This is a genomic window from Streptomyces sp. NPDC031111 (assembly GCF_055570675.1).
The window spans coordinates 138,721-164,410 of sequence record NZ_JBVIGS010000019.1 but is presented as its reverse complement, the minus strand read 5'-3'; the positions used below and the strand labels follow the sequence as shown (position 1 = coordinate 164,410).

The window sequence follows — 25,690 nt, the reverse complement described above, 5'->3', positions numbered from 1 at the left end:
CAGGGGCGGAAATCGTTTTGGGGAAAGGGCGAGGGGGAAACAGGGGGGGAGCAAGCGAAAAAAAGAAGAAAAGGTCACCGCAAAGAAAAACGAAACCGGCGGGGGGCACCCCGCGGGGTCCCCACACCTGTGTCCGGGGGCGTCACATCGTGGCGCCCGCCATGGCACGGCACATCTCCGAGCAGCGGCGACAGGAGTCGGCGCAGCTCATCATCCGGTCGTCGTCCGGCATGGACATACACGCCTCGGCGCACATGTCGCACGCCTGCGCGCACATCATGCACATCTCGTTCGCCAGCGGCGAGCGGCGCATCATCATGTCCGCGCACATGCGGGTCATCTCCGAGCAGTCCATGAGCGCCCGCATGATCCGCATCTGGGGCTGGCCGCCCATGTGCAGACAGGAGCTCATGGTCTCCTCGCACACGCTGTGGCAGGCCATGCACGCCTGGATGCAGTCCTGCATCTGCCGGCTCATCGGTTCCATGGTGGAGGGCTGCTGCTGAGTCATGGTTCCTCCCGGGGGGACGGAGAGGGCCGGGGCTCGGCCCTCGCCCCTCCGTCCTACGCCCCCGGCCCCAAGACCACCACAGGACGGACGAAACGGACCCCGCTACGGCAGGTTGCGGGCCATCACGATCCGCTGGACCTGGTTGGTGCCCTCGTAGATCTGGGTGATCTTGGCGTCGCGCATCATCCGCTCGACCGGGTAGTCGCGGGTGTAGCCGTAGCCGCCGAGGAGCTGCACGGCGTCCGTGGTGACCTCCATGGCGACGTCCGAGGCGAAGCACTTGGCGGCGGCGCCCTGGAAGGTGAGGTCGCCGTCGCCGCGCTCGGACTTGGCGGCGGCCGCGTACGTCAGCTGGCGGGCGGCCTCGATCTTCATGGCCATGTCGGCGAGCATGAACTGGATGCCCTGGAAGTCGGCGATCGGCTTGCCGAACTGCTTGCGCTCCTTGACGTAGCCCTTGGCGTAGTCGAGGGCGCCCTGGGCGATGCCGAGGGCCTGGGCGGCGATGGTGATGCGGGTGTGGTCCAGCGTCTTCATCGCCGTGGCGAAGCCGGTGCCCTCCTCGCCGATCATGCGGTCGGCGGGGATGCGGACGTTGTCCAGGTAGACCTCGCGGGTGGGCGAGCCCTTGATGCCGAGCTTCTTCTCCGGAGCGCCGAAGGAGACGCCCTCGTCGGACTTCTCCACGACGAAGGCGGAGATGCCCTTGGAGCGCTTGGTGGGGTCGGTGACGGCCATCACCGTGTAGTACTCGGACTCGCCGGCGTTGGTGATCCAGCGCTTCACGCCGTTGAGGACGTAGGTGTCGCCGTCGCGGACCGCCTTGGTCTTCATCCCTGCGGCGTCGGAGCCGGCGTCGGGCTCGGAGAGGCAGTACGAGAACATGCCGTCGCCCTTGGCGAGCGGGGTCATGTACTTCTTCTTCAGCGCCTCGGAGCCGGACAGGATGACGGGCAGCGAGCCCAGCTTGTTCACGGCGGGGATGAGGGAGGAGGACGCGCAGACGCGGGCCACCTCCTCGATCACTATGACCGTCGCGAGGGCGTCCGCGCCGGCGCCGCCGTACTCCTCGGGGACGTGGACGGCGTGCAGGTCGTTCGCGACGAGCGCGTCGAGTGCCTCCCGGGGGAAGCGGGCCTCCTCGTCCACCGCGGCGGCGTACGGCGCGATCTTCGCCTCGGCCAGTGAGCGGACGGCGTCGCGGAGCATGTCGTGCTCCTCGGACGGGCGGTACAGGTCGAAGTCAGCCGATCCGGCCAAGGTCTCTCACGCTCCAAAACACTGCGATGCTGGTCACGCTAACTACCGTTAAGTAACTCAAATTTTAGGCCTTCATCCACTGTTGTGGATAGGTGAGCTGGGCGACAGCCCTGCGCTGACGCCCCGGGGGCCCCGGTTATGCTCGGGCCCGCACTGCATGCCGTTTACCCCTGGAGCTCCCATGGCCCTCAAGATCACCGTGATCGGCACCGGTTATCTCGGCGCGACCCACGCGGCTGCCATGGCGGAGCTGGGCTTCGAGGTGCTGGGTCTCGATGTCGTACCGGAGAAGATCGACAAGCTCCGGCGCGGTGAGGTCCCGATGTACGAGCCGGGGCTGGAAGAGCTGCTGCGCCGGCATGTCGCCGGGATCGAGGGGTCCAGCGGGCGGCTGCGGTTCACCACGGACTGGGCCGAGGTCGGTGAGTTCGGCGACGTCCACTTCGTCTGTGTGAACACCCCGCAGCGGCACGGCGAGTACGCCTGCGACATGTCGTACGTCGACTCCGCGTTCGCCTCGCTCGCACCGCATCTGAAGGGTCCCGCGCTGGTCGTCGGGAAGTCGACGGTGCCCGTCGGCTCGGCCGACCGGCTGGCCGCCTATCTGGCCGAGCACGCCCCGGCCGGGGAGGACGCCGAGCTGGCGTGGAACCCGGAGTTCCTGCGCGAGGGCTTCGCCGTCGAGGACACCCTGCACCCGGACCGGCTCGTGGTGGGCGTGCGCAGCGAGCGGGCGGAGAAGGTGCTGCGGGAGGTGTACGCCACGCCGATCGAGGAGGGCTCGCCGTTCGTCGTGACCGACTTCGCCACGGCGGAGCTGGTGAAGACCTCCGCGAACTCCTTCCTGGCCACCAAGATCTCGTTCATCAACGCGATGGCGGAGGTGTGCGAGGCCGCGGACGGCGATGTCGCCAAGCTGGCGGAGGCCATCGGCTACGACGACCGGATCGGCAAGAAGTTCCTGCGCGCCGGGATCGGTTTCGGCGGCGGCTGTCTGCCGAAGGACATCCGGGCGTTCATGGCGCGCGCCGGTGAGCTGGGCGCGGACCAGGCGCTGACGTTCCTGCGGGAGATCGACTCGATCAACATGCGGCAGCGCGGCCGGATGGTGGAGCTGACCCGGCAGGCGCTGGGCGGCGGGGCGTTCCTGGGCAAGCGGGTGGCGGTGCTGGGCGCGACCTTCAAGCCGGACTCGGACGACGTACGGGACTCGCCGGCGCTGAACGTGGCCGGGCAGATCCACCTCCAGGGCGGCCAGGTCACGGTGTACGACCCGAAGGGCATGGACAACGCCCGCAGCCTCTTCCCGACCCTGGGGTACGCCGATTCGGCGCTGGAGGCGGTGCGCGGCGCGGACGTGGTGCTGCACCTGACGGAGTGGCGGGAGTTCCGCGAGCTGGACCCGGCGGCGCTGGGCGAGGTGGCGGCGGACCGCCTGATCCTCGACGGCCGCAACGCGCTGGACCCGGAAGCCTGGCGGCGGGCCGGCTGGCGCTACCGCGCGATGGGTCGCCCCACCGCATAGGGCATCCCGCGGGTGACGCCGGTTCGGCCGAGGCTCAGTCGGCCGAACCGGCGCCCTGCTGCATTCTGCCCCAAGCGATGCGCCCCCGGCGGCCCTACGCGCCCCAAAGGGGCACAACGACGCCCGGCGTCACGCGCCCTGAAGGGGCGCGGGGAACTGCGCGACCAGCCACGACGGCGCCGCGGACGACCACGGAGACCCAGCGGAGCGTTCACGCCCCCTTCGCCCGGTAGCGGCGCATCTTCGCGCGGGCCCCGCACACCCGCATGGAGCACCAGCGGCCGCGTCCCGCGGGGCTGCGGTCGTAGTACGCCCAGTGACAGTCCGCGGCCTCGCACGCCTTCAGCCGGTTCCAGGTGTCCGCCGTGACCGCCTCCGCGACGGCGCCGGCTATGCGCGAGAGCAGGGGCCCGTCGTCGACGGGGACGAGGGCGGCCGAGCCGTCCGCCGTGTCGACGGTGACCACCAGCGGGGCACGGGCGAGCAGCTCGCCGAGCGGGGTGACCTCCCGGTGGGGCGCGTGTCCGGCGTGGGCGAGCAGCGTGGCGCGCAGCGACTCGCGCAGCTCGCGGGCGGGTGCGACGGCGTCCTCGGTGAGTCCGAAGCGCGCCCGGACGTCCGCCGTGTCCAGCGCGTCGGCGCCCGACTCGATGTCCAGCGTGTTGACCAGGTCCCGCACCAGGACCAGTCCCCCGGGCGGGGCCGCTCGCTCACTCATGCCTGGACGCTACCTCCCGCTATTCCCTTGCGACGTTACCCCCCATGCGGCAGCATGCGGTAACGGTTACCCGTAACCCCGCTCTGAAGGTAACAACAAGGAGGCAGTCATGTCCTTTGCCACAGTGGGCTCCGTCGTCCTGGACTGTCCGGACCCGCGCGCGCTGGCGGACTTCTACGCCGAGGTGGTGGGCGGCACGGTGGTGGACGAGGGCGAGTGGGTGGACCTGAAGGTGCCCGGCGGTCCGGTCCTCGCCTTCCAGGCCGCCCCGGCGTACGTCCCGCCGACGTGGCCGTCCGACGACGGCGCGCAGCAGTTCCACCTGGACCTGACGGTCGAGGACCTGGACGCCGCCGAGAAGGAGGTGCTGGCGCTGGGCGCGAGGCCGCTGGACGCCGAGGACCGCGCGCGGACCTTCCGGGTTTACGCGGATCCGGCCGGGCACCCGTTCTGTCTCTGCGCCTGCTGACACCTGCTGACACCGGGAGGACCCATGGCCGCCGTGGCCCGTCTGCGTTCCGTCGTCCTCGACTGCCCCGACCCGCGTGAGCTGGCGGTCTTCTACGCGGCGGTCGCCGGTGGCACGCCCGTGGAGGAGGACGCGGACTGGGTGGTGCTCCAGGTCCCGGCGGGGCCGCGGCTGGCCTTCCAGCGGGCGCCGGGGCACACCCCGCCCGAGTGGCCGCGCGCCGACCACGACTCCCAGCAGTTCCACCTCGACTTCGACGCGGGCGGGACCTGGGAGGAGATCGACACGGCGGAGGAGAAGGTGCTGGCGCTGGGGGCGCGGGTGCTGGACCGGGAGGACTACGAGAGCAAGGACTTCCGGGTGTACGCCGACCCGGCGGGTCACCCCTTCTGCCTCTGCCGGATCGAACAGCCCTGACCCTCCCGCCGTCAGCCGTCCAGCTCGGCGATGGTCGCCGTCGACGGAGGGCGGCGCTGCTGGGCCGCGTGAGCGGTGAAGCCGGCGCCGCGCAGTACCCGCTGGACGTTGCCCCAGGTCAGCAGGGCGACCTCGGTCTCGTCCCAGCCACGCCGCAGCAGTTCGGCGATCAGCCTCGGATAGCAGGAGGTGTCGCGGAGCTCCTGGGGGTGGGTGTCGCCGGTGTCGTACGCGCCGGACAGGCCGACGCTCTCCGGTCCGGCGGTGGCGCGGATGTGGTCGAGGTGGTCGGCGACGTCGCGGACGGTCGGACCGGACTGCTCGGCGGTCAGCGGCACCATGCACAGGGCCTTGGCCCTGCCGACGTCGGCGAGCAGGTCGTCGGGAAGGTTGGCCGGGTGGGGGCGCAGCTCGCCGGCGGCGGAACGGCTGAACAGCACGGGCGCCCTGGAGAGGGTGAGGACGCGGCGGATCGTCGGCGGGGAGGCGTACGAGAGGTCGGCGATCATGCCGACACGGTTCATCTCGCGGACGACCTCCTCGCCGAACCGGGTCAGTCCCGAGGCTCCCGCCCAGGAGGCGCCCGCCAGGGTGAGCACGCGCACTCCGAGGGTGTGCAGCGAGCGCAGGACGCCGAGGGAGTCGCCGAGAGCCGCGGCTCCGGCGGGGCCGAACAGGACCGCGACCCGGCCGCGGTTGCGGGCGTCGCTGACCTCTCCCGCGGTCCGGGCGGGGAGCAGGCCCTCGTCGTGGGCGGCGACCACCGACTTCGCCAGGTCGAGCTGGTCCAGGGTGGCGCCGACGGCCCGGTCGCCGTCGAGTCCCTCGGGGAGGTGCAGCGACCAGAACACGGCGCCGACGCTGCCCTCGCGGAGCCGGGGCACGTCCGCGTCGACGGCGCTCTCCCCGAGGTCGAGGTCGTACCAGGGCAGTCGGCGCAGCGCCCGGGGGAGTCCGCTGTAGCCGTCGGCGACGGGGTGGGCGGTGAGGACGGCGCGGGCGCGGGTCAGGGGCTCGGCGTCCGGGTCGGAGACGGGCTCGTACGTCTCCGGTGCGACGAGTACCGCCTCCTCGGGGTACGGGTCCTCGACGCGGCCGATCTCGGCGGTGGCGGGCAGGTCGTCCTGGAGATCGGCCATCACGGGCTCCGTACGTCGGTGACCTCGGCGATACGGTCACCGTCGCACGGGGCGGGTGGGGGGTTCCTGGTGGGTGGGGCGTTCGGGGTATTTGAGTCGCCCCCTCCGCCCCTTCCCTTCCCGTCCCCGGGGCTCCGCCCCGGACCCCGCTCCTCAAACGCCGGAGGGGCTGGGTTGCGCCGGACGGGCTGAAAGGTCAGGCGTCCAGGGAGTCCAGGGTCGCGTTGGACGGGGACCGGGTCTTCTGGAGGTCGCGGGCCACGTCCTCCGCCGCGGCCAGGACCCGTACCGCGTTCTGCCAGGTGAGCTTGGCCAGGTCGGACCTGGACCAGCCGCGGTCGAGGAGCTCGGCGAGCAGGTTCGGGTAGCCGGAGACGTCGTTCAGGCCGTCGGGGGTGAAGGCCGTGCCGTCGTAGTCGCCGCCGATGCCGAGGTGGTCGACGCCGGCGACCTCGCGCATGTGGTCCAGGTGGTCGGCCACCGTGGACACCGTCGCGACGGGGCGCGGGTGGGCCTCCTCGAAGGCTCGGTGGATCTTCATCGCCTCGGCGGTGGTGTCGAGGTGGTGGAAGCCGTGCGCGCGCATGTTCTCGTCGGCGGCGGCCGTCCAGTCGACGGCGGCCTGGAGCACGAACTTCGGCACGAACGTCACCATCGCGACGCCGCCGTTGGCGGGCAGCCGCTCCAGCACGTCGTCCGGGATGTTGCGCGGGTGGTCGCAGACCGCCCGGGCGGAGGAGTGGGAGAAGATCACCGGCGCGGAGGTGGCGTCCAGCGCGTCCCGCATGGTCGTCGCGGCGACGTGGGAGAGGTCGACCAGCATGCCGAGCCGGTTCATCTCCCGCACCACCTCGCGGCCGAACGCCGACAGACCGCCCACACCGGGCTCGTCGGTCGCCGAGTCCGCCCACGCCACGTTGAAGTTGTGGGTGAGGGTCAGATAGCGCACGCCGAGGTCGTACAACCCGCGCAGGGTGCCGAGGGAGTTGGCGATCGAGTGGCCGCCCTCCGCGCCCATGAGGGAGGCGATACGGCCCTGTCCGCGCGCCGCCTCCATGTCGGCGGCGGTCAGCGCGGGCGCCAGGTCCTCCGGGTGGCGCGCCAGCAACTGCCGTACGCAGTCGATCTGTTCCAGGGTCGCCGGCACCGGGTCGGGCAGGTCCGCGCGGACGTACACCGACCAGAACTGCGCGCCGACCCCGCCCGCGCGCAGCCGGGGGATGTCGGTGTGCAGGTGCGCGGACTGGTCACCGGCGATGTCACGGGCGGCGAGGTCGTAGCGGACCTGCTCGCGCAGCGCCCACGGCAGGTCGTTGTGCCCGTCGACGACGGGGAACTCGGCCAGCAGCGCGCGGGCGTCGTCGAGGGACGTCATCGAACCCACCCCGCTCACTTGCCGAATCCGAAGCCGCCGCCGGACCCCTCGGCCTTGGCGCGCAGGCGCTTGCCCTTCTCGGTGGCCTGGTCGTTGAGGTCCTGCTGGAACTCCCGCATGCGGCCGAGGAGTTCCTCGTCGTGGGCGGCGAGGATCCGGACCGCCAGCAGGCCCGCGTTGCGGGCGCCGGCGACGGACACGGTGGCGACCGGGACACCGGCCGGCATCTGCACGATGGACAGCAGGGAGTCCATGCCGTCGAGGTGCTTCAGCGGCACGGGCACACCGATGACGGGCAGCGGGGTGACCGAGGCGAGCATGCCGGGCAGGTGCGCGGCGCCGCCCGCGCCCGCGATGATCGCCTTGAGCCCCCGGTCCGCGGCCTGCTCGCCGTACGCGATCATCTCGCGGGGCATGCGGTGCGCGGAGACGACGTCGACCTCGTAGTCGATCTCGAACTCGTCGAGGGCCTTGGCCGCCGCTTCCATGACGGGCCAGTCGGAGTCCGACCCCATGACGATGCCGACAACAGGGCTCATTCGGTGATCGTGCCTCTCAGGTAGCCGGCTGCGTGACGGGCGCGCTCCAGCACGTCGTCCAGGTCGTCGCCGTAGGTGTTGACGTGTCCGACCTTGCGGCCGGGCTTCACGTCCTTGCCGTACATGTGGATCTTCAGCTGGGGGTCGCGGGCCATGCAGTGCAGGTACGCGGAGTACATGTCCGGGTAGTCGCCGCCGAGGACGTTGACCATGACCGTCCACTTGGCGCGCGGGCGGGGGTCGCCGAGCGGGAGGTCGAGGACGGCGCGCACGTGGTTGGCGAACTGCGAGGTGATCGCGCCGTCCTGGGACCAGTGGCCGGAGTTGTGCGGGCGCATCGCGAGTTCGTTGACAAGGATGCGGCCGTCCCGGGTCTGGAACAGCTCCACCGCGAGGTGGCCGACGACGCCGAGCTCCTTGGCGATGTTCAGCGCCATCTCCTCGGCCTTCAGGGCGAGGCCCTCGTCGAGGCCGGGCGCGGGGGCGATGACCGTGTCGCAGACGCCGTTCACCTGCTGGGACTCGACGACGGGGTAGGCGACGGCCTGGCCGTGCGGGGAGCGGACCACGTTGGCGGCCAGCTCGCGCACGAAGTCGACCTTCTCCTCGGCGAGGACGGGCACACCGGCCTTGAACGGCTCGGCGGCCTCCTCGACGGAGTCGACGACCCACACGCCCTTGCCGTCGTATCCGCCGCGGACGGTCTTCAGCACGACGGGAAAGCCATCGCCCTCCGCCGCGAACGCGGCCACGTCCGCGGGGTCGGCGACGATGCGGTGCCGCGGGCACGGCACGCCGATCGCGTCGAGCTTCGCGCGCATCACGCCCTTGTCCTGGGCGTGCACGAGCGCGTCGGGGCCCGGGCGGACGGGGATGCCGTCCGCCTCCAGGGCCCTGAGGTGCTCGGTGGGCACGTGCTCGTGGTCGAAGGTGATCACGTCGCAGCCGCGCGCGAACGCGCGCAGCGTGTCCAGGTCGCGGTAGTCGCCGACGACGACATCGCCGACCACCTGCGCCGCGGAATCCTGCGGAGTGTCACTGAGGAGCTTGAACCTGATGCCGAGCGGGATGCCCGCCTCGTGTGTCATACGAGCGAGCTGCCCCCCGCCGACCATGCCGACTACCGGGAACGTCACGCCCCCAGGGTATCGGCCCGCGCCACCGTGGCCGATTTCGCGCCCCTCCCACGGGAAGGTCCGCGATCAACGGCCCGCGTCCGCAGGAAGATCGCGCGTGCGGGTGGTTAGCATGACTGAGTTGACGCATTCGACGGACGGGAGCCTTCAGACGATGGAACGTGGTTCCTCGGGGCTTCAACGGCTCTTCCGGGAAGTGGCCAAGTTCGGCGCGGTGGGGGGAGCCGGCGTACTGGTCAACCTGGGCGTGTTCAACCTGGTCCGGCAGGTGACCGACCTCCAGGTGGTGCGGGCGAGCGTCATCGCCACCGTCGTGGCGATCATCTTCAACTACGTCGGCTTCCGCTACTTCACCTACCGGGACCGCGACAAGTCCGGGCGCACCCGTGAGATGTCCCTGTTCCTGCTGTTCAGCGCCATCGGACTGGTCATCGAGAACGGCGTGCTGTACACGGCGACGTACGGTTTCGGCTGGGACAGCCCGCTCCAGAGCAACATCTTCAAGTTCCTCGGCATCGGCGTCGCGACCCTGTTCCGCTTCTGGTCGTACCGCACCTGGGTCTTCCGCGCCCTGCCGGCCCGTGAGCCGGCACCGGTGGCCGAGGTTCCCGAGGACGAGGGCCACCGCCCCAGGCAGCGGGTTCCGTAGGGCCTGTCGCCCAGCCGTCCTGTCGCCCAGCCGTCAGCGGACCGTCCTGCGGTTCTCCTCGTCCGGGGACTTCTGCGGAGGCGTGCGGGACAGGAACAGGCCGAAGACGGCCGGCTTGGCCTGGAGCATCTCCAGTCGGCCGCCGTCCGCCTCCGCCAGGTCCCGGGCGACGGCGAGTCCGATGCCGGTGGAGTTGTGGCCGCTGATCGCCCGTTCGAAGATCCGCGAGCCCAGCTCGGCGGGGACGCCGGGGCCCTCGTCGGTGACCTCGACGACGACCTGGTTGCCGGTGACCCGGGTGCGCAGGGCGACCGTGCCGCCGCCGTGCATCAGCGAGTTCTCGATCAGCGCGGCCAGCACCTGGGCGACCGCGCCCGGGGTGCCCACCGCCCGCAGCTCCCGCTTGCCGGAGGTGACGATCGCCCGGCCCGCGCTGCGGTAGGCGGGGCGCCACTCCGCGAGCTGCTGCTTGATCACCTCGTCGAGGTCGAAGGTGACCGCGGAGCCGGTGCGGGGGTCGCGGGAGTTGGTCAGCAGCCGTTCCACCACGTCCGTCAGCCGCTCGACCTGCGCCAGCGCGATCGTGGCCTCCTCCTTCACCGTGTCCGGGTCGTCGGTGAGGGTGATCTCCTCCAGGCGCATGGACAGCGCGGTCAGGGGGGTGCGGAGCTGGTGGGAGGCGTCGGCGGCGAGGCGCCGTTCGGCGGTCAGCATGCGGGCGATGCGCTCGGCGGAGCGGTCCAGCACGTCCGCGACCCGGTCCAGCTCGGGAACGCCGTAGCGGCGGTGGCGGGGGCGCGGGTCTCCGGAGCCGAGGCGCTCGGCGGTCTCCGCGAGGTCGGTGAGCGGTGAGGCGAGCCGGTTGGCCTGGCGGACCGCCAGCAGCACCGCCGCGACCACCGCCAGCAGCGCCACCAGTCCGATGATCAGCAGGGTGCGGGCCACCTCCCGGGTCACCGAGGAGCGCGGCTCCTGGACGGTGACCGTCTCGCCCTCCTCGCCGGGTGCCGTGGCGCTGATGGCGTCGCCGTCCGGCTTGGTGCCGACCTCGATGGGCGGCTTGCCGGGGATCCGGATGACGGCGTACCGGTCCTCGGTGACCTGGTCGCTGATGATCTCGGCGGTGACCTTGTCCTCGACGAGGAGCCGGCTGTCGACGATGCTGGCGAGCCGTACCGCCTCGGACTCCACCCGCTCCCTGGCGCTCTCACTGATGGTGCGGGTCTCGACGATCACCAGGGAGACGCCGAAGACGGCGATCACGACGAGCACCACGGCGAGCGTGGACTGGATCAGGCGGCGGCGCATGTTCTCTTACTCACTGGTGAACCCCGGGGGGTTCAGCTCTTCTCGAAGCGGAAGCCCACACCGCGCACGGTCGCGATGTAGCGGGGGTTGGCGGCGTCGTCGCCCAGCTTCTTGCGCAGCCAGGAGATGTGCATGTCGAGGGTCTTGGTGGAGGACCACCAGGTGGTGTCCCAGACCTCGCGCATCAGCTGGTCCCGGGTGACGACCCGGCCCGCGTCCCGCACCAGCACCCGCAGCAGGTCGAACTCCTTCGCGGTGAGCTGGAGCTCCTCGTCGCCCATCCAGGCCCGGTGCGACTCGACGTCGATGCGCACCCCGTGGGTGGCGGGCGGCTGCTGGGGCTCGGCGGCACCGCGCCGCAGCAGGGCCCTCACCCGGGCCAGCAGCTCGGCGAGCCGGAACGGCTTGGTGACGTAGTCGTCGGCGCCCGCGTCCAGGCCGACGACCGTGTCCACCTCGTCGGCGCGGGCGGTGAGGATCAGCAGCGGAACCGTGTGCCCCTCGGAGCGGAGCCGGCGGGCGACCTCCAGGCCGTCCATGCCCGGCAGCCCGAGGTCCAGCACCACCAGGTCGACGCCGCCCTGCATTCCGGCTTCGAGAGCGGCGGGTCCGTCCTCACGCACCTCGACTTCGTAGCCCTCCCGGCGCAGGGCGCGGGCCAGCGGCTCCGAGATGGACGCGTCGTCCTCGGCGAGCAGTACACGGGTCATGCCAGTGATGGTAGTCCCGCCGCCCATGGCCCCGAGGTGTGATCGCGAGCGTTGACTCTTACCTCCGGCATACCCGTTTCTCACCTCCGGTGCCCGGTTGCACACCTGCGGCTGTGGGGTGCGATCCTGGGAAGGACCTTCGAATGGGTGATCACGGTTCCACCAAAACCTGTGATCCGTGTCTCAAGTCCTTCCATATCCGGCAGTGTCCTGCCGTATGGTGAGTCAACGCCTGTTGCACCACGGGGACCTTTGGCGCACTCCACGCTGAGGGTCTCTTTTGTGTGCGGGCCGGCTTCCGGGCCGGCCCCGGAAGGAATGACCTGTGGCCGGGCCTGGACCGCGCACTGACGCGCGTACAGGCGTGGATCCCGGTGGTCGCCGTCCGCCGCTCCGTGATCCGGATCGGCTGCCCTCGGGCGTGGGGTGGACGGTAGGACCCGCCGGTGCCGGCCGCCCCCCACCGGGCGCGTACACGCTCGCGCGACGCGTCCCGACCAGCAAGGAACGACCATGGCGTCCAGCCTGACGAAGGACTCGGTCACTCCGGGCACCCCCGGCTCCGAGAAGACCTTCTTCGGCCACCCCCGCGGACTGGCCACTCTCTTCATGACCGAGATGTGGGAGCGTTTCTCCTACTACGGCATGAGGGCTCTCCTCCCGCTGTACCTCGTCGCGCCGGGCGGCCTCGGGCTGAGCGCGGGCACCGCGACCGCGATCTACTCGGTGTACCTCTCGCTGGTGTACCTGCTCACGATGCCGGGCGGCTGGTTCGGCGACCGTGTCTGGGGTCCCCGCAAGACCGTCGCCGTCGCCGGCGGAATCATCATGCTCGGCCACCTGACGCTGGCCCTGCCGTCCTCCGGCACCTTCTACGCGGGCCTCGGTCTGGTCGCCATCGGTTCCGGACTGCTGAAGGCCAACATCTCCACGATGGTCGGCCAGCTCTACCAGGGCCCGGACGACCCGCGCCGGGACGGTGGCTTCACCGTCTTCTACATGGGCATCAACCTGGGTGCCTTCGCCGCGCCGCTGATCATCGGCACCATCGGTGAGAGCGTCAACTGGCACCTGGGCTTCGCGCTCGCCGCGCTGGGCATGGGTCTCGGTGTCGCGCAGTTCCTGCTCGGCAGCCGTCACCTGGACGCGCGCTCCAGCGTCGTCCCGAAGCCGCTGTCCGCGCAGGAGAAGGCCTCGACGCTGCGCAAGTCCGCGCTGTGGGCGGGCATCGCCGTCGTCGCGTACGCCGTCATCGGCTTCAGCGGCAACTACACCCTGAACTGGATCCTGGTCCCGCTGACGCTGCTCGGTGTGATCGTCCCGGTGATGGTGATCGCCCGCATCAAGCGCGACAAGGACCTGGACACCGCCGAGCAGTCGAAGATGTCCGCGTACATCTGGTTCTTCGTCGCCGCGGCGATCTTCTGGATGATCTACGACCAGGGCGGCTCGACCCTGTCGATCTTCGCCGACTCGTCGGCCGACAACAGCGTCTTCGGCTGGGAGTTCCCGGTCTCCTGGTACCAGTCGGTCAACCCGGTCCTGATCATGGCGCTGGCCCCGGTCTTCGCGTGGATCTGGCTGGCGCTGAACCGGCGCGGCAAGGAGCCGAGCACGATCGTGAAGTTCGCTTCCGGTCTGATGCTGGTCGGTGTCTCCTTCTTCCTCTTCCTGGCCCCGCTGTCGATCGCCGAGGGCGGTCACAAGGCCGCGGCGCTGTGGCTGGTGGCGATCTACTTCACGCAGACCGTCGGTGAGCTGCTGCTCTCCCCGGTCGGTCTGTCCGTCACCACGAAGATGGCGCCCGCGAAGTACGCCTCGCAGATGATGGGTGTCTGGTTCCTGGCGGTCACCGCCGGTGACGCGACGACCGGTCTGCTCTCCATCGCCGGGGTCGACCTGAACAAGACGGGCATCGTCGCGATGGAGGCGAGCCTTGCGGTGGTCGCCGGTGTCGCGGTGTGGATGTACCGCAAGAAGGTCAAGGCCCTCATGGGCGACGTGCGCTGAGCCTTCCCCCCACGGCTCACCGAAGGGCCCCGCATCCGGCTGGATGCGGGGCCTTCGGGCGTGCGGCCACAAGCCCCAGGGGGCGCAAACGCCGGAGGGGCTGATTTCAGCCCCTCCGGCGTTTGAGGAGCGGGGTCTGGGGCGGAGCCCCAGGTTCGGGACGGGAAGGGGCGGCGGGGGCGAAAACGCTACGCGGGGGCTCCGAGCTCCGCCCAGACCGTCTTGCCCGTGACGTCCGGGGCCCGGACGACCCCCCAGTCCAGGCAGAGTCTCTGCACGATGAACATGCCGTGGCCGCCGGGGCGGCCCGCCCGGTGCGGGGTCCGCGGAGCCGGCTGCCCCGTCCCCCGGTCGGTGACCTCGATCCGGATCACCTTCTTCTCGCAGGTGATGACCAGCAGATCCGGCCCCTCGGCGTGCAGACAGGCGTTGGTGACCAGCTCCGAGACGACGAGCAGGACGTCCTCGGCGGCGGCCCGCTGATCCGCGGTGGCCGCGGGCAGCCAGCCCCACGCGTACAGCGCCTGGCGGGTGAAGTCACGGGCGAGCGGCACGACACCGCTCTGGCCGTCGAAGCTCAGCCGGCGGGAGGACCCCGAAGGCGCCGTGGGCACGGCAACGCCCCCGTCGGACGCGCTCCCCGCCGAAGCGCCGCCCCCGGGCGTCCCGGAAGCGCCGCCGGGCTCCGGACCGTGGTCCCCCGGCGAGTAGGGCCGGGTGGTGCTCATCAGCGCTTCACCTCACCGTGTCACCAGTTCACGATTCACAAGATTCCGTACCCGTTCAGTCACGCGCGCGGGGCTCAGCCGGTTCCCGGCACCCTCGCGACCACCCCGTCCGGCACGTTCAGGATGACTCCTGCCCGAGCGGGCCGAGGGGACACCCCCATATTCGCGCCCGTGTGCGCGCGGAAAGGCGCGGCGAGTCACGCGGAATCGTCGGCGAGCGCCGCCTCGAGAGTGTCGTGGACGGAGAACACCGCGTCCGCTCCCGTGATCTCGAAAACGCGCGCGACCACGGGCTGCATCCCGGCGAGGTGGACCCCGCCCCCGGCGGCCTCGGCCTTCAGCCGGGCGCCGAGCAGCACGTTCAGCCCCGTGGAGTCACAGAACTCAAGCCGGGAGCAGTCGATGACAAGCCGCTTGAATCCCTTGGCGAGGCAGTCCTCCAGTGGCTCACGCAACAGATCGGCGGTGTGGTGATCCAACTCACCCGCCGGGGTCACGACGGCACTGGGGCCCTCTTCTCGCACCTCGACCAGAAGCCGGCCCGACTGTGCGCTGCCGACCGTCCCGCGGTCCATGCCGTCTCTCTCTCCCGAGGTCGTGGCTGCCTGCTGACGTCCTCGAACATTACGCCTTCCGGCCATGCTCCGACAGCCGAACAATCACACACAAATGGACATATGAGAACATAACGCACTTGCGGTCTGCTCGGGATAGCGGGTAGGGCTAGTAAGGACACGTAACCGACCACGGCCGGCTTTGGAGGCGCCGCACACCGCAGTGCACGTATCGGCTTCGGCAGCCATATGCCGAGAACGATGGAGGACATCATGTCACCCCGGCTCGACGCATCGCCTACCCCGAAAGCGACGTCGACACCCCTTCCGGAACATCTGGATCCCATCGAGCAGGACGACCCGGGTGTCGTCCCGGACGACCTACTCGCCGGACTCCCGGAGATCCCCCCGTACGACGAGGTGGGCCCGGTCGACGCCAGGGCCCTGTCCAAGACCCTCTTCGAGCGCCTGGAGTCGCTGGAGGAAGGCACCCACGAGTACTCGTACGTACGCAACACGCTCGTCGAACTGAACCTCGCCCTGGTCAAGTTCGCCGCCTCCCGCTTCCGCTCGCGCAGCGAGCCGATGGAGGACATCATCCAGGTCGGCACCATCGGCCTGATCAAGGCGATCGACCGCTTCGAGCTGTCGCGCGGTGTGGAGTTCCCCACCTTCGCGATGCCGACCATCATCGGCGAGATCAAGCGCTTCTTCCGCGACACCTCGTGGTCCGTGCGCGTACCGCGCCGGCTGCAGGAGCTCCGGCTCGACCTGGCCAAGGCCGGTGACGAACTGGCCCAGCAGCTCGACCGCGCGCCGACGGTGGCCGAGCTGGCGGAGCGCCTGGGCCTCACCAACGACGAGGTCGTCGAGGGCATGGCGGCGTCGAACGCGTACACCGCCTCCTCGCTGGACGCCCAGCCGGAGGAGGACGACGCCGAGGGCGCGCTGGCGGACCGGATCGGCTACGAGGACCACGGGCTCGAAGGCATCGAGTACGTCGAGTCGTTGAAGCCGCTCATCGCCGAACTGCCGCCGCGGGACCGGAAGATCCTCTCGCTGCGCTTCGTCGCGGGCATGACCCAGTCGGAGATCGGCGAGGAACTGGGCATCTCCCAGATGCACGTCTCGCGCCTGCTCTCGCGCACACTGGTGAAACTGCGCAAGGGGCTCACGCTCGAGGAGTGACGGAGCGTTCGTCCGTGACCGCGCCCCGCGCCCTGCGGGCGCCGGATGCCCCCTCCGGGCACCGGGCGCCCGCCGGGCGCGGGGCGCGCCCCCTTACCCGCGGTCACCCCTTTCCCGGGGGGCCGTCTTCCTCCACTATGGGCGCGCAAACCGGCCGGTAGGTCGGAGGGCGGGCCGGGCAGGCCCACGGGTGCCGGGAGGCTGGGGATGGCTCGGGGGGACGGGAGCGCGGACGGTGCCGGGTCCGACGGCGGGCGCCACGGAGCGCACTCCGAGGTGCCCGACACACGGCTGACCGAGTCGTTGCGCGGTGACACGCCGACCGCGTACTCGGCCCTCCAGGAACTGCGCGCACGGCACGGCCCCTCGGTCCTCGCCTACGCCCGCCGGTGCGCCGCGGGCGATTCGACCGCGCGCCAGCTCACCGCGCAGGCCTTCACGCTGGCCGCCCGTCAGACCGCCCGCGGCACCGATCCCGGGGGCCCGCTGAGGCACCATCTGCTGTTGCTGACCGCGCAGGTGGCCGCGTCCTGGGCGGTGGACGGACGGGCCGGCGGGCTCGACCCCGGGCTGCACCTCGTGCTCAGCTCCTCCGGCCCCGACGGCCCCGTCCCCACGATGCTCACCGCCTTCCGGACACTGCCGTACCGGGCGCAGGGCCTCCTCTGGTACGGGATCGTGGAGGGCGAGCCCGCGGACCGTACGGCGGCCTTCCTCGGCGTCACGCCCCAGGACGTGGCCTACGGCACGGACCCGGCGCTGCACACCCTGGGCCAGGCCTGTCTGCGGTCCCGGCTGGCCGCCTCGGACGACCCCCGGTGCGCCGACTTCCGCCGCCTCATCGAGGAATCGGTACGGCCCGACAGCCCCCGCGACAGCGCCGACCTGCACACGCACATGGCGCGGTGCGCCCACTGCGCCGCGGCCCACGCGGAGCTGTGCGCCCTGCGGGACGACCCGCGGACCACCCTCGCCGAGGGACTGCTGCCGTGGGCGGGCACGGCGTACGCCGTCTCCGGTCCGGTCGCGGCGGAGCCGGACACCCGCTTCGGCACCGTTCCCGTCTGGCCGCGGTCGCGACGCCTGGCGCTGGCCTCGACGGCACTCGGCGTGGCCGTCGTGCCGCTGCTGCTCTTCCTGCTGTCGCCGACCGACGCGCCGTCCGAGCGCGCCGCGCGGACGACCGTCCCCTCGTCCGTCCCGCCGCCGGTGACGGTGACGGCCACCGCGCCGTCGTCGCCCACGGCGTCCCCGACGCGGACCTCGCCCTCGCCCTCGCCGTCGCGGACGGCGAAGCCCAGCCCGTCCCGCACCGCGCGCCCCTCGCCCACGCCCACCCGCACCACGCCGACGTATCCCCCGCCGGGCGGCACGTACGCCCAGGTGGTGAACCTGGACTCGGGTCTGTGCCTGGACATCGACGGCGAGCTGGAGAACCGCACGGACGTCGTCACCGCCCGCTGCACCTCCTCCGCCACCCAGCTGTGGCGGGTCGACGCCGAGCGCGGTGTGCTCCAGTCGGCCGCCGACCCCGACTACTGCCTGGACAGCCGGGGCGCGGTGTACCGGGGCGTCGGCATCTGGCAGTGCGACTCGGTGGACGGGCGCAACGGCCAGAACCTCCGCTTCGCCGTCGACGCGCGCGGTGTGATCCGCCCGGCCGTCGCGCCGGACCACGCCGTGACACCGGACGGCGACGGGTCGGTGTCACTGGTCCGGGAGGCGGGCCGGGCGGACCAGCGGTGGCGGGCCGGGGCGGGGTGACGGACCCGTCTCACACCTCCCGCCGCTCGGCTCGGCGTCCCTTCCGCCAGACCGCGCGGACCAGGGGCACACCGGGACGGTAGGCCAGATGGACATGGGACGGGGCGTCGAGGAGCAGCAGGTCCGCGTAGGCGCCCGGGGCGATGCGGCCGATGTCGTCGCGGCGCAGGGCCCTGGCTCCGCCCGCCGTGGCCGACCAGACCGCCTCGTCCGGCGTCATCCCCATGTCCCGCACCGCGAGGGCGATGCAGAAGGGGACGGAGGACGTGAACGACGAGCCGGGGTTGCAGTCCGTGGACAGCGCGACCGTGACCCCGGCGTCCAGCAGCCGACGGGCGTCCGGCCACTCGGCGCGGGTGGAGAACTCGGCGCCGGGGAGCAGGGTGGCGACGGTGTTCCCGCCGGCGAGGGCGTCCACGTCGGCGTCGGTGAGGTGGGTGCAGTGGTCGGCGCTGGCCGCGTCGAGCTCGACGGCGAGCTGGACACCGGGGCCGTACGAGAGCTGGTTGGCGTGGACGCGCGGGTGCAGGCCCCTCGCCTTTCCTGCGGTGAGGATCGCGCGGGCCTGGTCGCCGTCGAAGGCGCCCTTCTCGCAGAAGACGTCGATCCAACGGGCGTGCGGCGCGCAGGCGTCCAGCATCTCGCCGGTGACCAGGGCGACGTAGCCGGCCGGGTCCTCGGCGTACTCGGGGGCGACGATGTGGGCGCCGAGGTAGGTGACCTCGTCGGTGTGGCGGGCGGCCAGGCGCAGGGCGCGGGCCTCGTCCTCGACGGTCAGGCCGTACCCGGACTTCGTCTCGAAGGTGGTGGTGCCCTGGCGGAGCGCCTCGTCGAGGAAACGGGTGAGGTTCGCCTCCAGTTCCGCGTCGTCGGCGGCCCGGGTGGCGGCGACGGTCGTGCGGATGCCGCCGGCGCTGTAGGGGCGGCCGGACATCCGGGCGTTGAACTCCTCGGTGCGGTCGCCCGCGAAGACCAGGTGGGAGTGGGAGTCGACGAAGCCCGGCAGGACCGCCCGGCCGCCGGCGTCGACCCGGTTGTCAGTGGCGGGTGCTTTGCTTGATTCACCGGTCCACACGACGCGGTCGTCCTCGATGACGACGGCCGCGTCCCGGACCAGACCGAGAGGGGAATTGTCACCAAGGGAGGGGTCGTTGGTGACCAGCGTGGCGATGTTGCTGATGACGGTGCTGCTCATGGTGTCCTCAGGGGTGGTCGTCAGGCGCGCAGTGCCTCGACTGCCTGCGCGAGGGCTCCGGGCACATCGGGTACCAGCGTGTGCGCCCCGTCGCGTACGACGTGGCGGCCTCCCACGATCGTGTGGCGGACGTCCGCTGCCGTCGCGGCGAATACGGCCGTCTCGGCGCCCAGCCGGGGCAGCGGCCCCGCGGTTCTGACCGAGTCGAGCGCGAGGGTGGTGAGGTCGGCGCGCGCCCCGGCCTCGATGCTCCCGATGCCGTCCCAGCCGAGGGCGGCATGTCCGTCGGCGGTGGCGGCCCGCAGCAGGGCGGCGGCCGTCCAGTGGCCGCGGGTGCGGGTGCGGAGCCGCTCGTTCAGCTCCATCGCGCGGGCCTCTTCGAGCAGGTCGATCACGGCGTGGCTGTCGGAGCCGAGGGAGAGCGGGGAGCCCTCGTTCTGGAGGGCGGCGGCGGGTCCGATGCCGTCGGCGAGGTCCCGTTCGGTCGTCGGGCACATGCAGGTGCCGGTGCCGCTGCCGCCGATGAGGGAGATGTCCTCGGCGGTGAGGTGGGTGTTGTGGACGCCGGTGGTGCGCGGGCCGAGGACGCCGTGGAGGGCCAGGAGCTGCGCCGGGGTGCACCCGTGGATCTCCCGGCAGGCGTCGTTCTCGGCGGTCTGCTCGGACAGATGCACATGGAGCGGGGCCCGCCGCTCCTCGGCCCACCGCGCCACGGTGGCCAACTGCTCCGCCGGTACGGCCCGGACGGAGTGGATCGCCGCCCCGATCCGCGCGTGATCCCGTTCCTTGAGAACTGAACAGCGTTCGGCCCAGGCGTCCGCGTCGCCGTCGGAGAAGCGGAGCTGGTGGGTGGTGGGGGGCTGTCCGAAGCCGGAGGAGAGATAGGCGGTGTCGAGGAGGGTGATGCGGATACCGGCTTCGGCGGCGGCCTCGACGAGCGCCTCGCCCATGGCGTTGGGGTCGGCGTAGGGCGTGCCACCGGGGGCGTGGTGGACGTAGTGGAACTCGCCGACGGTGGTGATGCCGGCCAAGGCCATCTCGGCGTACACGGCCCGGGCGAGCGCGTGGTAGCTGTCCGGGGTGAGCCGGTCGGCCGTGGCGTACATGGTCTCGCGCCAGGTCCAGAAGGTGCCGGAGCCGACCTGGACGCTGCCCCGCAGGGCGCGGTGGAAGGCGTGGCTGTGGGCGTTCGCCAGTCCGGGCAGGGTCAGTCCGCGCAGGATCTCGGCGCCGGGCGGCGGGGCGGGGGTGTCCTGGCGGACGGCGGTGATGCGGCCGTCCCGGACGACGAGGGTCACGCCCGGCTCGACATGGGTGCCGAGCCAGGCGTGCTCCAGCCAGTACGTCCGCTGGGTGGCAGTCACGTGCGGGCCAGTCCTTCCAGTGCGTCGGCGAGTGCGAGGACCCCGGCCACGCAGTCGTCCTCGGTGGCGAACTCGGCCGGGGAGTGCGAGACGCCGGTGGGGTTGCGCACGAACAGCATGGCGGTCGGGACGCGTCCGGAGAGGATTCCGGCGTCGTGTCCGGCGCCGGTGCCCAGGACGGGCACCTTGAGGTCCGTGTCGCTGCCGAGGACGCGGGCGAGTTCGTCGCGCAGGGCGTGGTCGAACTCGACGACGGGGGTGAAGGACTCACGTTCGACGTCGAGGGTGACGCCGTGGGCGGCGGCGTAGGCGCGGGCCGCCTTCTCCACCCCGCCGACCACGGTGTCCAGGCTCTCCTGGTCGGCGGCGCGGGAGTCGAGCCAGCCGCGCACCAGGGAGGGGATGGCGTTGACGCCGTTGGGCTCGACGGCGATCTTGCCGAAGGTGGCGACGGCTCCGGCGAGTTCGGCCTCGCGGCGGGCGGCGAGGACGGTCTCGGCGTACGACAGCATCGGGTCGCGCCGGTCGGCGAGCCGGGTGGTGCCGGCGTGGTTGGCCTCGCCCCGGAAGTCGTACCGCCAGCGCCCGTGCGGCCAGATGGCGGAGGCGATGCCGATCCGGTCGCCGGACAGATCCAGGGACCGGCCCTGTTCGACGTGGAGTTCGACGAAGGCGCCGATGCGGTCGAGCCGTTCGGGGTCGGGGCCGATGGCGTCGGGGTCGTACCCGGCGGCCTCCATGGCCCGGGGGAGCGTGATGCCGTCCCCGTCGGTGAGCCGGTGGGCCTGCTCGACCGTCAACGCCCCGGCGGTGAGCCGGGAGCCGACACAGGCGAGCCCGAACCGGGCGCCCTCCTCGTCCCCGAAGTTGACGATGCCGAGCGGTTTGGCGAACCGCACGCCTCGGTGGCGCAGTTCGTCGAGGGCGGCGAAGGCTGACACGACCCCCAGGGGCCCGTCGAAGGCCCCTCCGTCGGGAACGGAGTCCAGATGCGACCCGGTGACGACGGCGTCCCCCCGCGCGGGATCCCCGAGCCAGCCCCACTGGTTCCCGTTGCGATCGACCTCGTAGCTCAGCCCCCGGCTGCGAACCTGCTCCTCGAACCACCTCCGACACTCCAAGTCGGCCCCGGTCCACGCGAACCTCCGGTAACCCCCGGAGACGGCACTGCGCCCGATGGGCAACAACTGCGCCCACATCTCATGAAAGGAAGCCGGCACAGGCTGTGGGCAGTCGTTCCGCAGGGCGGAACAGGTGGGCACAGCCGAACCCGCAGCCGGCGACGAGACCTCAGCCCCCACCGGACGGTCGCCGCTCGGCACACTCACGACGACTCACCCTCCCGCATCGGCACCCGCACACCCCGTTCGCCCGCCACCGACTCCGCGATGTCGTACCCGGCATCGACATGACGGATCACACCCATCCCCGGGTCATTGGTGAGCACCCGCCGGATCTTCTCCCCCGCCAGCGCCGTCCCGTCCGCCACCGTCACCTGCCCCGCGTGGATCGACCGCCCCATGCCGACACCCCCACCGTGGTGGATCGACACCCACGACGCCCCGGAGGCCACGTTCACCATCGCGTTCAGCAACGGCCAGTCGGCGATCGCGTCGGACCCGTCCCGCATCGCCTCGGTCTCCCGGTAGGGAGAGGCCACCGACCCGCAGTCGAGATGGTCCCGCCCGATCACGATGGGCGCGGCCAGCTCCCCGCTCGCCACCATGTCGTTGAACCGCTCACCGGCCCTGTCCCGCTCCCCGTACCCGAGCCAGCAGATCCGCGCGGGCAGCCCCTGGAAGTGCACCCGCTCCCCCGCCATCCTGATCCAGCGCGCGAGGGACTCGTTCTCCGGGAACAGCTCCAGGATCGCCTTGTCGGTCCTGGCGATGTCCGCGGGGTCGCCCGACAGCGCGGCCCACCGGAAGGGTCCCTTGCCCTCGCAGAACAGCGGCCGGATGTACGCCGGCACAAAGCCGGGGAAGGCGAACGCCCGCTCGTACCCGGCCAGTTGTGCCTCACCGCGGATGGAGTTGCCGTAGTCGAACACCTCGGCGCCGGCGTCCTGGAAGCCGACCATCGCCTCGACGTGCCGGGCCATGGACTCGCGGGCCCGGGTGGTGAAACCGGCCGGGTCCTTCACGGCGGCGTCGGCCATGTCGTCGAAGGCGATCCCGACGGGGAGGTACGCCAGCGGGTCGTGGGCGGAGGTCTGGTCGGTGACGATGTCGATGGGGGCGCCCATGGCGAGCAGCTGCGGGACCAGCTCGGCGGCGTTGCCGAGGACGCCGATGGACAAGGGCTTGCGCCGGTCCCGGGCCTCGACGGCCAGCTGGAGGGCGTGGTCGAGGGAGTCGGCCTTCACGTCGAGGTACCGGTGCTCGATGCGGCGGTCGATCGCGCGGGGGTCGCAGTCGACGCAGATCGCGACGCCGTCGTTCATGGTGACGGCGAGCGGCTGGGCGCCGCCCATGCCGCCGAGGCCGGCGGTGAGGGTGATGGTCCCGGCGAGGGTGCCGCCGAACTTCTTCGCGGCGACGGCGGCGAAGGTCTCGTAGGTGCCCTGGAGGATGCCCTGGGTGCCGATGTAGATCCAGGAGCCGGCGGTCATCTGCCCGTACATGGTCAGGCCGAGGGCCTCCAGGCGGCGGAACTCCTCCCAGTTGGCCCAGTCGCCGACGAGGTTGGAGTTGGCGATGAGGACGCGCGGGGCCCATTCGTGGGTCTGCATGACGCCGACGGGGCGGCCGGACTGGACGAGCATCGTCTCGTCCTGCTTGAGGGTCTTCAGCGTGCGGACCATGGCGTCGAAGGAGCGCCAGTCGCGGGCGGCCTTGCCGGTGCCGCCGTAGACGACGAGCTTGTCGGGGTGCTCGGCCACCTCGGGGTCGAGGTTGTTCTGCAGCATCCGCAGGGCGGCCTCCTGCTGCCATCCCAGGGCGCTCGGTTCCGTGCCGCGCGGCGCTCGGACAGGGCGGGGTCCGGACATGGTCTGCCTCCTGTACTGCCGACGATTACTGCAGATATTCACATCCTCGTCAGCTGAATAGAACTAGTCAAGACGGGGGCGGGTCGGCACCGCCGTGCGGGGGATGTTTGGCTGGGTTCATGCGCGCGAACACGGAGAACGCCAAGGGGACGGGGGACGCGGTGGTGGCCTACGACGACGACCGGACGGACGAGGTGGACCCGTACGCCGCCGGGCGGGCGGCCCGACGGGACGAGGCGGTGCGGGCCGCCGTGGAGCAGGGACTGCTCGACGCCGACAGCCCCCTGGTGGCCCTGCTCGACGTCACCGGCATCCGGGAGTCGGCGGCCGAGCTGCGGGCGGCGTTCGAGACGGTGACGGCGCCCGGCACGCCGGTGCTGCACGCCTTCGCGGTGAAGGCGAGCCCGCTGGTGCCGGTGCTGCGGCTGCTGCGCGAGGAGGGCATCGGCGCGGAGGTGGCGAGCCCGGGTGAGCTGGCGCTGGCGCGGGCGGCGGGGGTCGAGCCCGAGCGGACGGTCCTCGACTCGCCGGCCAAGACACCCGCCGAGCTGCGGGAGGCGCTCGCGCTGGGCATCGCCGTCAACGCGGACAATCCGCAGGAGCTGGCCCGCCTCGACGCCCTGATGGCGGAATCCGCCTCCCGCTCCCCCATCGGCATCCGGGTGAACCCGCAGGTCGGCGGCGGGTCCATCGAGGCCCTGTCCACGGCCACGGCGACCTCGAAGTTCGGGGTGGCGCTGCGCGACGAGGGGGCGCGGGAGTGGGTCGTACGGGCGTATCTGGACCGGCCGTGGCTGACCAGGCTGCACGCGCACACCGGGTCGCAGGGCATCGCGCTGTCGATGATGGCGCGGGGTGTGGCGGAGACGTACGAACTGGCGGAGGAGATCAACCGGCGCGCGGGACGACACCAGGTCGACACCGTCGACATCGGCGGCGGGCTGCCGGTGAACTTCGCCTCCGAGGCGAGCACGCCGACGTACACGCGGTACGCACGGCTGCTGAGGGAGACGGTGCCGGGGCTGTTCGACGGGCGGTACGGGCTGGTCACCGAGTTCGGCCGGTCGCTGCTGGCCAAGCACGGCACGGTGGTCGCGCGGGTGGAGTACGCCAAGAGCGCGGGCGGGCGTCCGGTCGCGGTGACGCACGCCGGCGTGCAGGTGGCGACGCGGACGGTGTACGCGCCGGCGTCGTGGCCGCTGAGGATCGCCGCGTACGACGCGAAGGGGCGGCCCAAGGAGGGCACGCCGGTCGTGCAGGACGTGGCGGGACCGGCGTGCTTCGCCGGTGACCTGCTCGCCCAGGCGCAGTCACTGCCGCTGCTGGAGCAGGGCGACTACGCGGCGGCGCTGGACACCGGCGCGTACTACTTCGCCCACCACTACGCCTACAACTCGCTCCCCCGCCCCGGCGTCTACGGCTTCACCCCGGACGGCGGGTCCGGCGTCACCTTCGCGACGGTACGCGGCCCCCAGACGATCGAGGAGATCGTCGCGGAGTCGGGCGCCGCCCACACCGACGCCCTGATCCGCTAGGTCACACGAGCAGGTCACACGAGGGCCGGCGCCCGGCGGCGGGCGCCGCCCGGTGCCGCGTCGCCGGCCGCGATCCCCGTGGTGCGGTAGCCCTTGACCGTCCTGCCTGCGGGCCGGCCCACCCCCGCCCGGAGCCAGTCGACGCGCACCCAGAGCAGGGCCTCGCCGTCCCGCTCCAGACGGCCGATCCAGGCCGCCTTCAGCCAGAGGCCGGCCCCGCACCCGGCGAGCAGCAGACCGCCCGCGGCGGGCACCGCGAACGCCGTGCCCAGCGCGGCGAGGAAGGCGAGCAGCAGCCACCAGCGGTGCCCGCGGCGCCAGTTGCGGACGGTCACCGCGCGGTCCTGGAGCACGTCGTGCCGCCCCGCCCGGGCCGCCGAGCGGGCCGACGCGCGATACCGGCCCCGCCGCCCGTACGCCACGACGGCGGCCGCCACGATGAACAGCGCGGCTCCCGCCAGTACACCGATCCGCCGCCCGGTCAGTCCCGGTACTAGGGCCCCGGTGCCCGCCGCGACCACTCCCAGCCACCACAGTGGCGCGGCCCCGGCCCGCACGACGACGGCCACCCTGGCCAGCCCCTGTCCTCCGCGCGTCACGTCCAGCC

General features: G+C 71.8%; 24 protein-coding genes. 8 read left to right on the top strand and 16 right to left on the bottom strand.

What is annotated here, in order from left to right; genetic code table 11:
* Positions 1 to 142: 142 nt before the first annotated feature.
* Entirely contained in the window at positions 143 to 511 is a 369-nt protein-coding gene (locus ACZ470_RS32115) for a four-helix bundle copper-binding protein (RefSeq protein WP_468432917.1), read from the bottom strand.
* A gap of 102 nt (positions 512 to 613) precedes the next feature.
* Positions 614 to 1,771 carry an acyl-CoA dehydrogenase gene (locus ACZ470_RS32110; RefSeq protein ID WP_468432915.1) on the bottom strand — a complete coding sequence of 386 codons (1,158 nt, stop codon included), beginning with the start codon at positions 1,769 to 1,771 and terminating at the stop codon, positions 614 to 616.
* A gap of 181 nt (positions 1,772 to 1,952) precedes the next feature.
* Here ACZ470_RS32110 and ACZ470_RS32105 point away from each other — a divergent pair, with 181 nt between their 5' ends.
* Positions 1,953 to 3,296, top strand: a complete 1,344-nt coding sequence (locus ACZ470_RS32105) for a UDP-glucose dehydrogenase family protein (RefSeq protein ID WP_468432913.1) — start codon at positions 1,953 to 1,955, stop codon at positions 3,294 to 3,296.
* A gap of 211 nt (positions 3,297 to 3,507) precedes the next feature.
* Here ACZ470_RS32105 and ACZ470_RS32100 read toward each other — a convergent pair whose 3' ends face one another.
* Entirely contained in the window at positions 3,508 to 4,014 is a 507-nt protein-coding gene (locus tag ACZ470_RS32100) for a CGNR zinc finger domain-containing protein (RefSeq protein WP_468432911.1), read from the bottom strand.
* A gap of 109 nt (positions 4,015 to 4,123) precedes the next feature.
* On the opposite strand from ACZ470_RS32100, the gene ACZ470_RS32095 reads away from it, so the two are divergent.
* Both ACZ470_RS32095 and ACZ470_RS32090 read left to right on the top strand, forming a co-directional pair.
* On the top strand, positions 4,124 to 4,483 hold the full coding sequence (locus ACZ470_RS32095) for a VOC family protein (RefSeq protein WP_468432910.1): 360 nt from the start codon (positions 4,124 to 4,126) through the stop codon (positions 4,481 to 4,483).
* A 24-nt stretch (positions 4,484 to 4,507) separates the two neighbouring features.
* Complete coding sequence (locus ACZ470_RS32090; RefSeq protein WP_468432908.1) at positions 4,508 to 4,900, top strand: VOC family protein; 393 nt, start codon at positions 4,508 to 4,510, stop codon at positions 4,898 to 4,900.
* A gap of 11 nt (positions 4,901 to 4,911) precedes the next feature.
* Here the strand turns inward: ACZ470_RS32090 and ACZ470_RS32085 are convergent, their stop codons facing one another.
* The 4 genes from ACZ470_RS32085 to ACZ470_RS32070 form a co-directional block, all read right to left on the bottom strand.
* Entirely contained in the window at positions 4,912 to 6,039 is a 1,128-nt protein-coding gene (locus tag ACZ470_RS32085; protein ID WP_468432907.1) for a dipeptidase, read from the bottom strand.
* Between the two features lie 196 nt (positions 6,040 to 6,235).
* Positions 6,236 to 7,414, bottom strand: coding sequence for a dipeptidase (locus ACZ470_RS32080; protein ID WP_468432905.1), 1,179 nt, complete (start codon positions 7,412 to 7,414; stop codon positions 6,236 to 6,238).
* Positions 7,415 to 7,428: 14 nt separating this feature from the next.
* Positions 7,429 to 7,953, bottom strand: coding sequence for a 5-(carboxyamino)imidazole ribonucleotide mutase (gene purE, locus ACZ470_RS32075; RefSeq protein WP_468432904.1), 525 nt, complete (start codon positions 7,951 to 7,953; stop codon positions 7,429 to 7,431).
* Positions 7,950 to 9,089, bottom strand: coding sequence for a 5-(carboxyamino)imidazole ribonucleotide synthase (locus ACZ470_RS32070; RefSeq protein WP_468432902.1), 1,140 nt, complete (start codon positions 9,087 to 9,089; stop codon positions 7,950 to 7,952). The genes purE and ACZ470_RS32070 overlap by 4 nt, the downstream gene beginning before the upstream one ends.
* A 154-nt stretch (positions 9,090 to 9,243) precedes the next feature.
* Here ACZ470_RS32070 and ACZ470_RS32065 point away from each other — a divergent pair, with 154 nt between their 5' ends.
* A complete protein-coding gene (locus ACZ470_RS32065) occupies positions 9,244 to 9,738 on the top strand; it encodes a GtrA family protein (RefSeq protein ID WP_468432900.1) in 495 nt (164 codons plus the stop codon).
* 33 nt (positions 9,739 to 9,771) lie between these two features.
* On the opposite strand, the gene ACZ470_RS32060 is transcribed toward ACZ470_RS32065, so the two are convergent.
* Positions 9,772 to 11,046, bottom strand: a complete 1,275-nt coding sequence (locus tag ACZ470_RS32060) for an ATP-binding protein (protein ID WP_468432899.1) — start codon at positions 11,044 to 11,046, stop codon at positions 9,772 to 9,774.
* Positions 11,047 to 11,078: 32 nt separating this feature from the next.
* On the bottom strand, positions 11,079 to 11,756 hold the full coding sequence (locus ACZ470_RS32055; RefSeq protein ID WP_468432897.1) for a response regulator transcription factor: 678 nt from the start codon (positions 11,754 to 11,756) through the stop codon (positions 11,079 to 11,081).
* A 513-nt stretch (positions 11,757 to 12,269) separates the two neighbouring features.
* Here ACZ470_RS32055 and ACZ470_RS32050 point away from each other — a divergent pair.
* Positions 12,270 to 13,766 carry an oligopeptide:H+ symporter gene (locus tag ACZ470_RS32050; RefSeq protein WP_468432895.1) on the top strand — a complete coding sequence of 499 codons (1,497 nt, stop codon included), beginning with the start codon at positions 12,270 to 12,272 and terminating at the stop codon, positions 13,764 to 13,766.
* A 188-nt stretch (positions 13,767 to 13,954) separates the two neighbouring features.
* On the opposite strand, the gene ACZ470_RS32045 is transcribed toward ACZ470_RS32050, so the two are convergent.
* On the bottom strand, positions 13,955 to 14,494 hold the full coding sequence (locus tag ACZ470_RS32045; protein WP_468432894.1) for an ATP-binding protein: 540 nt from the start codon (positions 14,492 to 14,494) through the stop codon (positions 13,955 to 13,957).
* 197 nt (positions 14,495 to 14,691) lie between these two features.
* Positions 14,692 to 15,069, bottom strand: a complete 378-nt coding sequence (locus ACZ470_RS32040; RefSeq protein ID WP_468432892.1) for an STAS domain-containing protein — start codon at positions 15,067 to 15,069, stop codon at positions 14,692 to 14,694.
* A 240-nt stretch (positions 15,070 to 15,309) separates the two neighbouring features.
* Between ACZ470_RS32040 and ACZ470_RS32035 the strand changes: the two genes are divergently transcribed.
* Positions 15,310 to 16,236, top strand: coding sequence for an RNA polymerase sigma factor SigF (locus ACZ470_RS32035; protein WP_468432890.1), 927 nt, complete (start codon positions 15,310 to 15,312; stop codon positions 16,234 to 16,236).
* A 207-nt stretch (positions 16,237 to 16,443) separates the two neighbouring features.
* On the top strand, positions 16,444 to 18,000 hold the full coding sequence (locus ACZ470_RS32030) for a ricin-type beta-trefoil lectin domain protein (RefSeq protein ID WP_468432889.1): 1,557 nt from the start codon (positions 16,444 to 16,446) through the stop codon (positions 17,998 to 18,000).
* Positions 18,001 to 18,010: 10 nt separating this feature from the next.
* On the opposite strand, the gene hutI is transcribed toward ACZ470_RS32030, so the two are convergent.
* The 4 genes from hutI to hutU form a co-directional block, all read right to left on the bottom strand.
* Positions 18,011 to 19,195: an imidazolonepropionase gene (gene hutI / locus ACZ470_RS32025; RefSeq protein WP_468432887.1), complete on the bottom strand. Its 1,185-nt coding sequence runs from the start codon at positions 19,193 to 19,195 to the stop codon at positions 18,011 to 18,013.
* A gap of 20 nt (positions 19,196 to 19,215) precedes the next feature.
* The gene (locus ACZ470_RS32020) at positions 19,216 to 20,559 is read right to left on the bottom strand and encodes a formimidoylglutamate deiminase (protein ID WP_468432885.1); all 1,344 of its coding nucleotides are present in this window, start codon (positions 20,557 to 20,559) and stop codon (positions 19,216 to 19,218) included.
* The gene (locus tag ACZ470_RS32015) at positions 20,556 to 21,758 is read right to left on the bottom strand and encodes an allantoate amidohydrolase (RefSeq protein WP_468432884.1); all 1,203 of its coding nucleotides are present in this window, start codon (positions 21,756 to 21,758) and stop codon (positions 20,556 to 20,558) included. The genes ACZ470_RS32020 and ACZ470_RS32015 overlap by 4 nt, the downstream gene beginning before the upstream one ends.
* A gap of 125 nt (positions 21,759 to 21,883) precedes the next feature.
* On the bottom strand, positions 21,884 to 23,548 hold the full coding sequence (hutU, locus tag ACZ470_RS32010; RefSeq protein ID WP_468432883.1) for a urocanate hydratase: 1,665 nt from the start codon (positions 23,546 to 23,548) through the stop codon (positions 21,884 to 21,886).
* A gap of 119 nt (positions 23,549 to 23,667) precedes the next feature.
* Here hutU and ACZ470_RS32005 point away from each other — a divergent pair, with 119 nt between their 5' ends.
* Positions 23,668 to 25,083, top strand: coding sequence for a type III PLP-dependent enzyme domain-containing protein (locus ACZ470_RS32005; protein WP_468432882.1), 1,416 nt, complete (start codon positions 23,668 to 23,670; stop codon positions 25,081 to 25,083).
* Between the two features lie 14 nt (positions 25,084 to 25,097).
* Here ACZ470_RS32005 and ACZ470_RS32000 read toward each other — a convergent pair whose 3' ends face one another.
* Complete coding sequence (locus ACZ470_RS32000) at positions 25,098 to 25,682, bottom strand: hypothetical protein (protein WP_468432880.1); 585 nt, start codon at positions 25,680 to 25,682, stop codon at positions 25,098 to 25,100.
* Between the last annotated feature and the right edge of the window lie 8 nt (positions 25,683 to 25,690).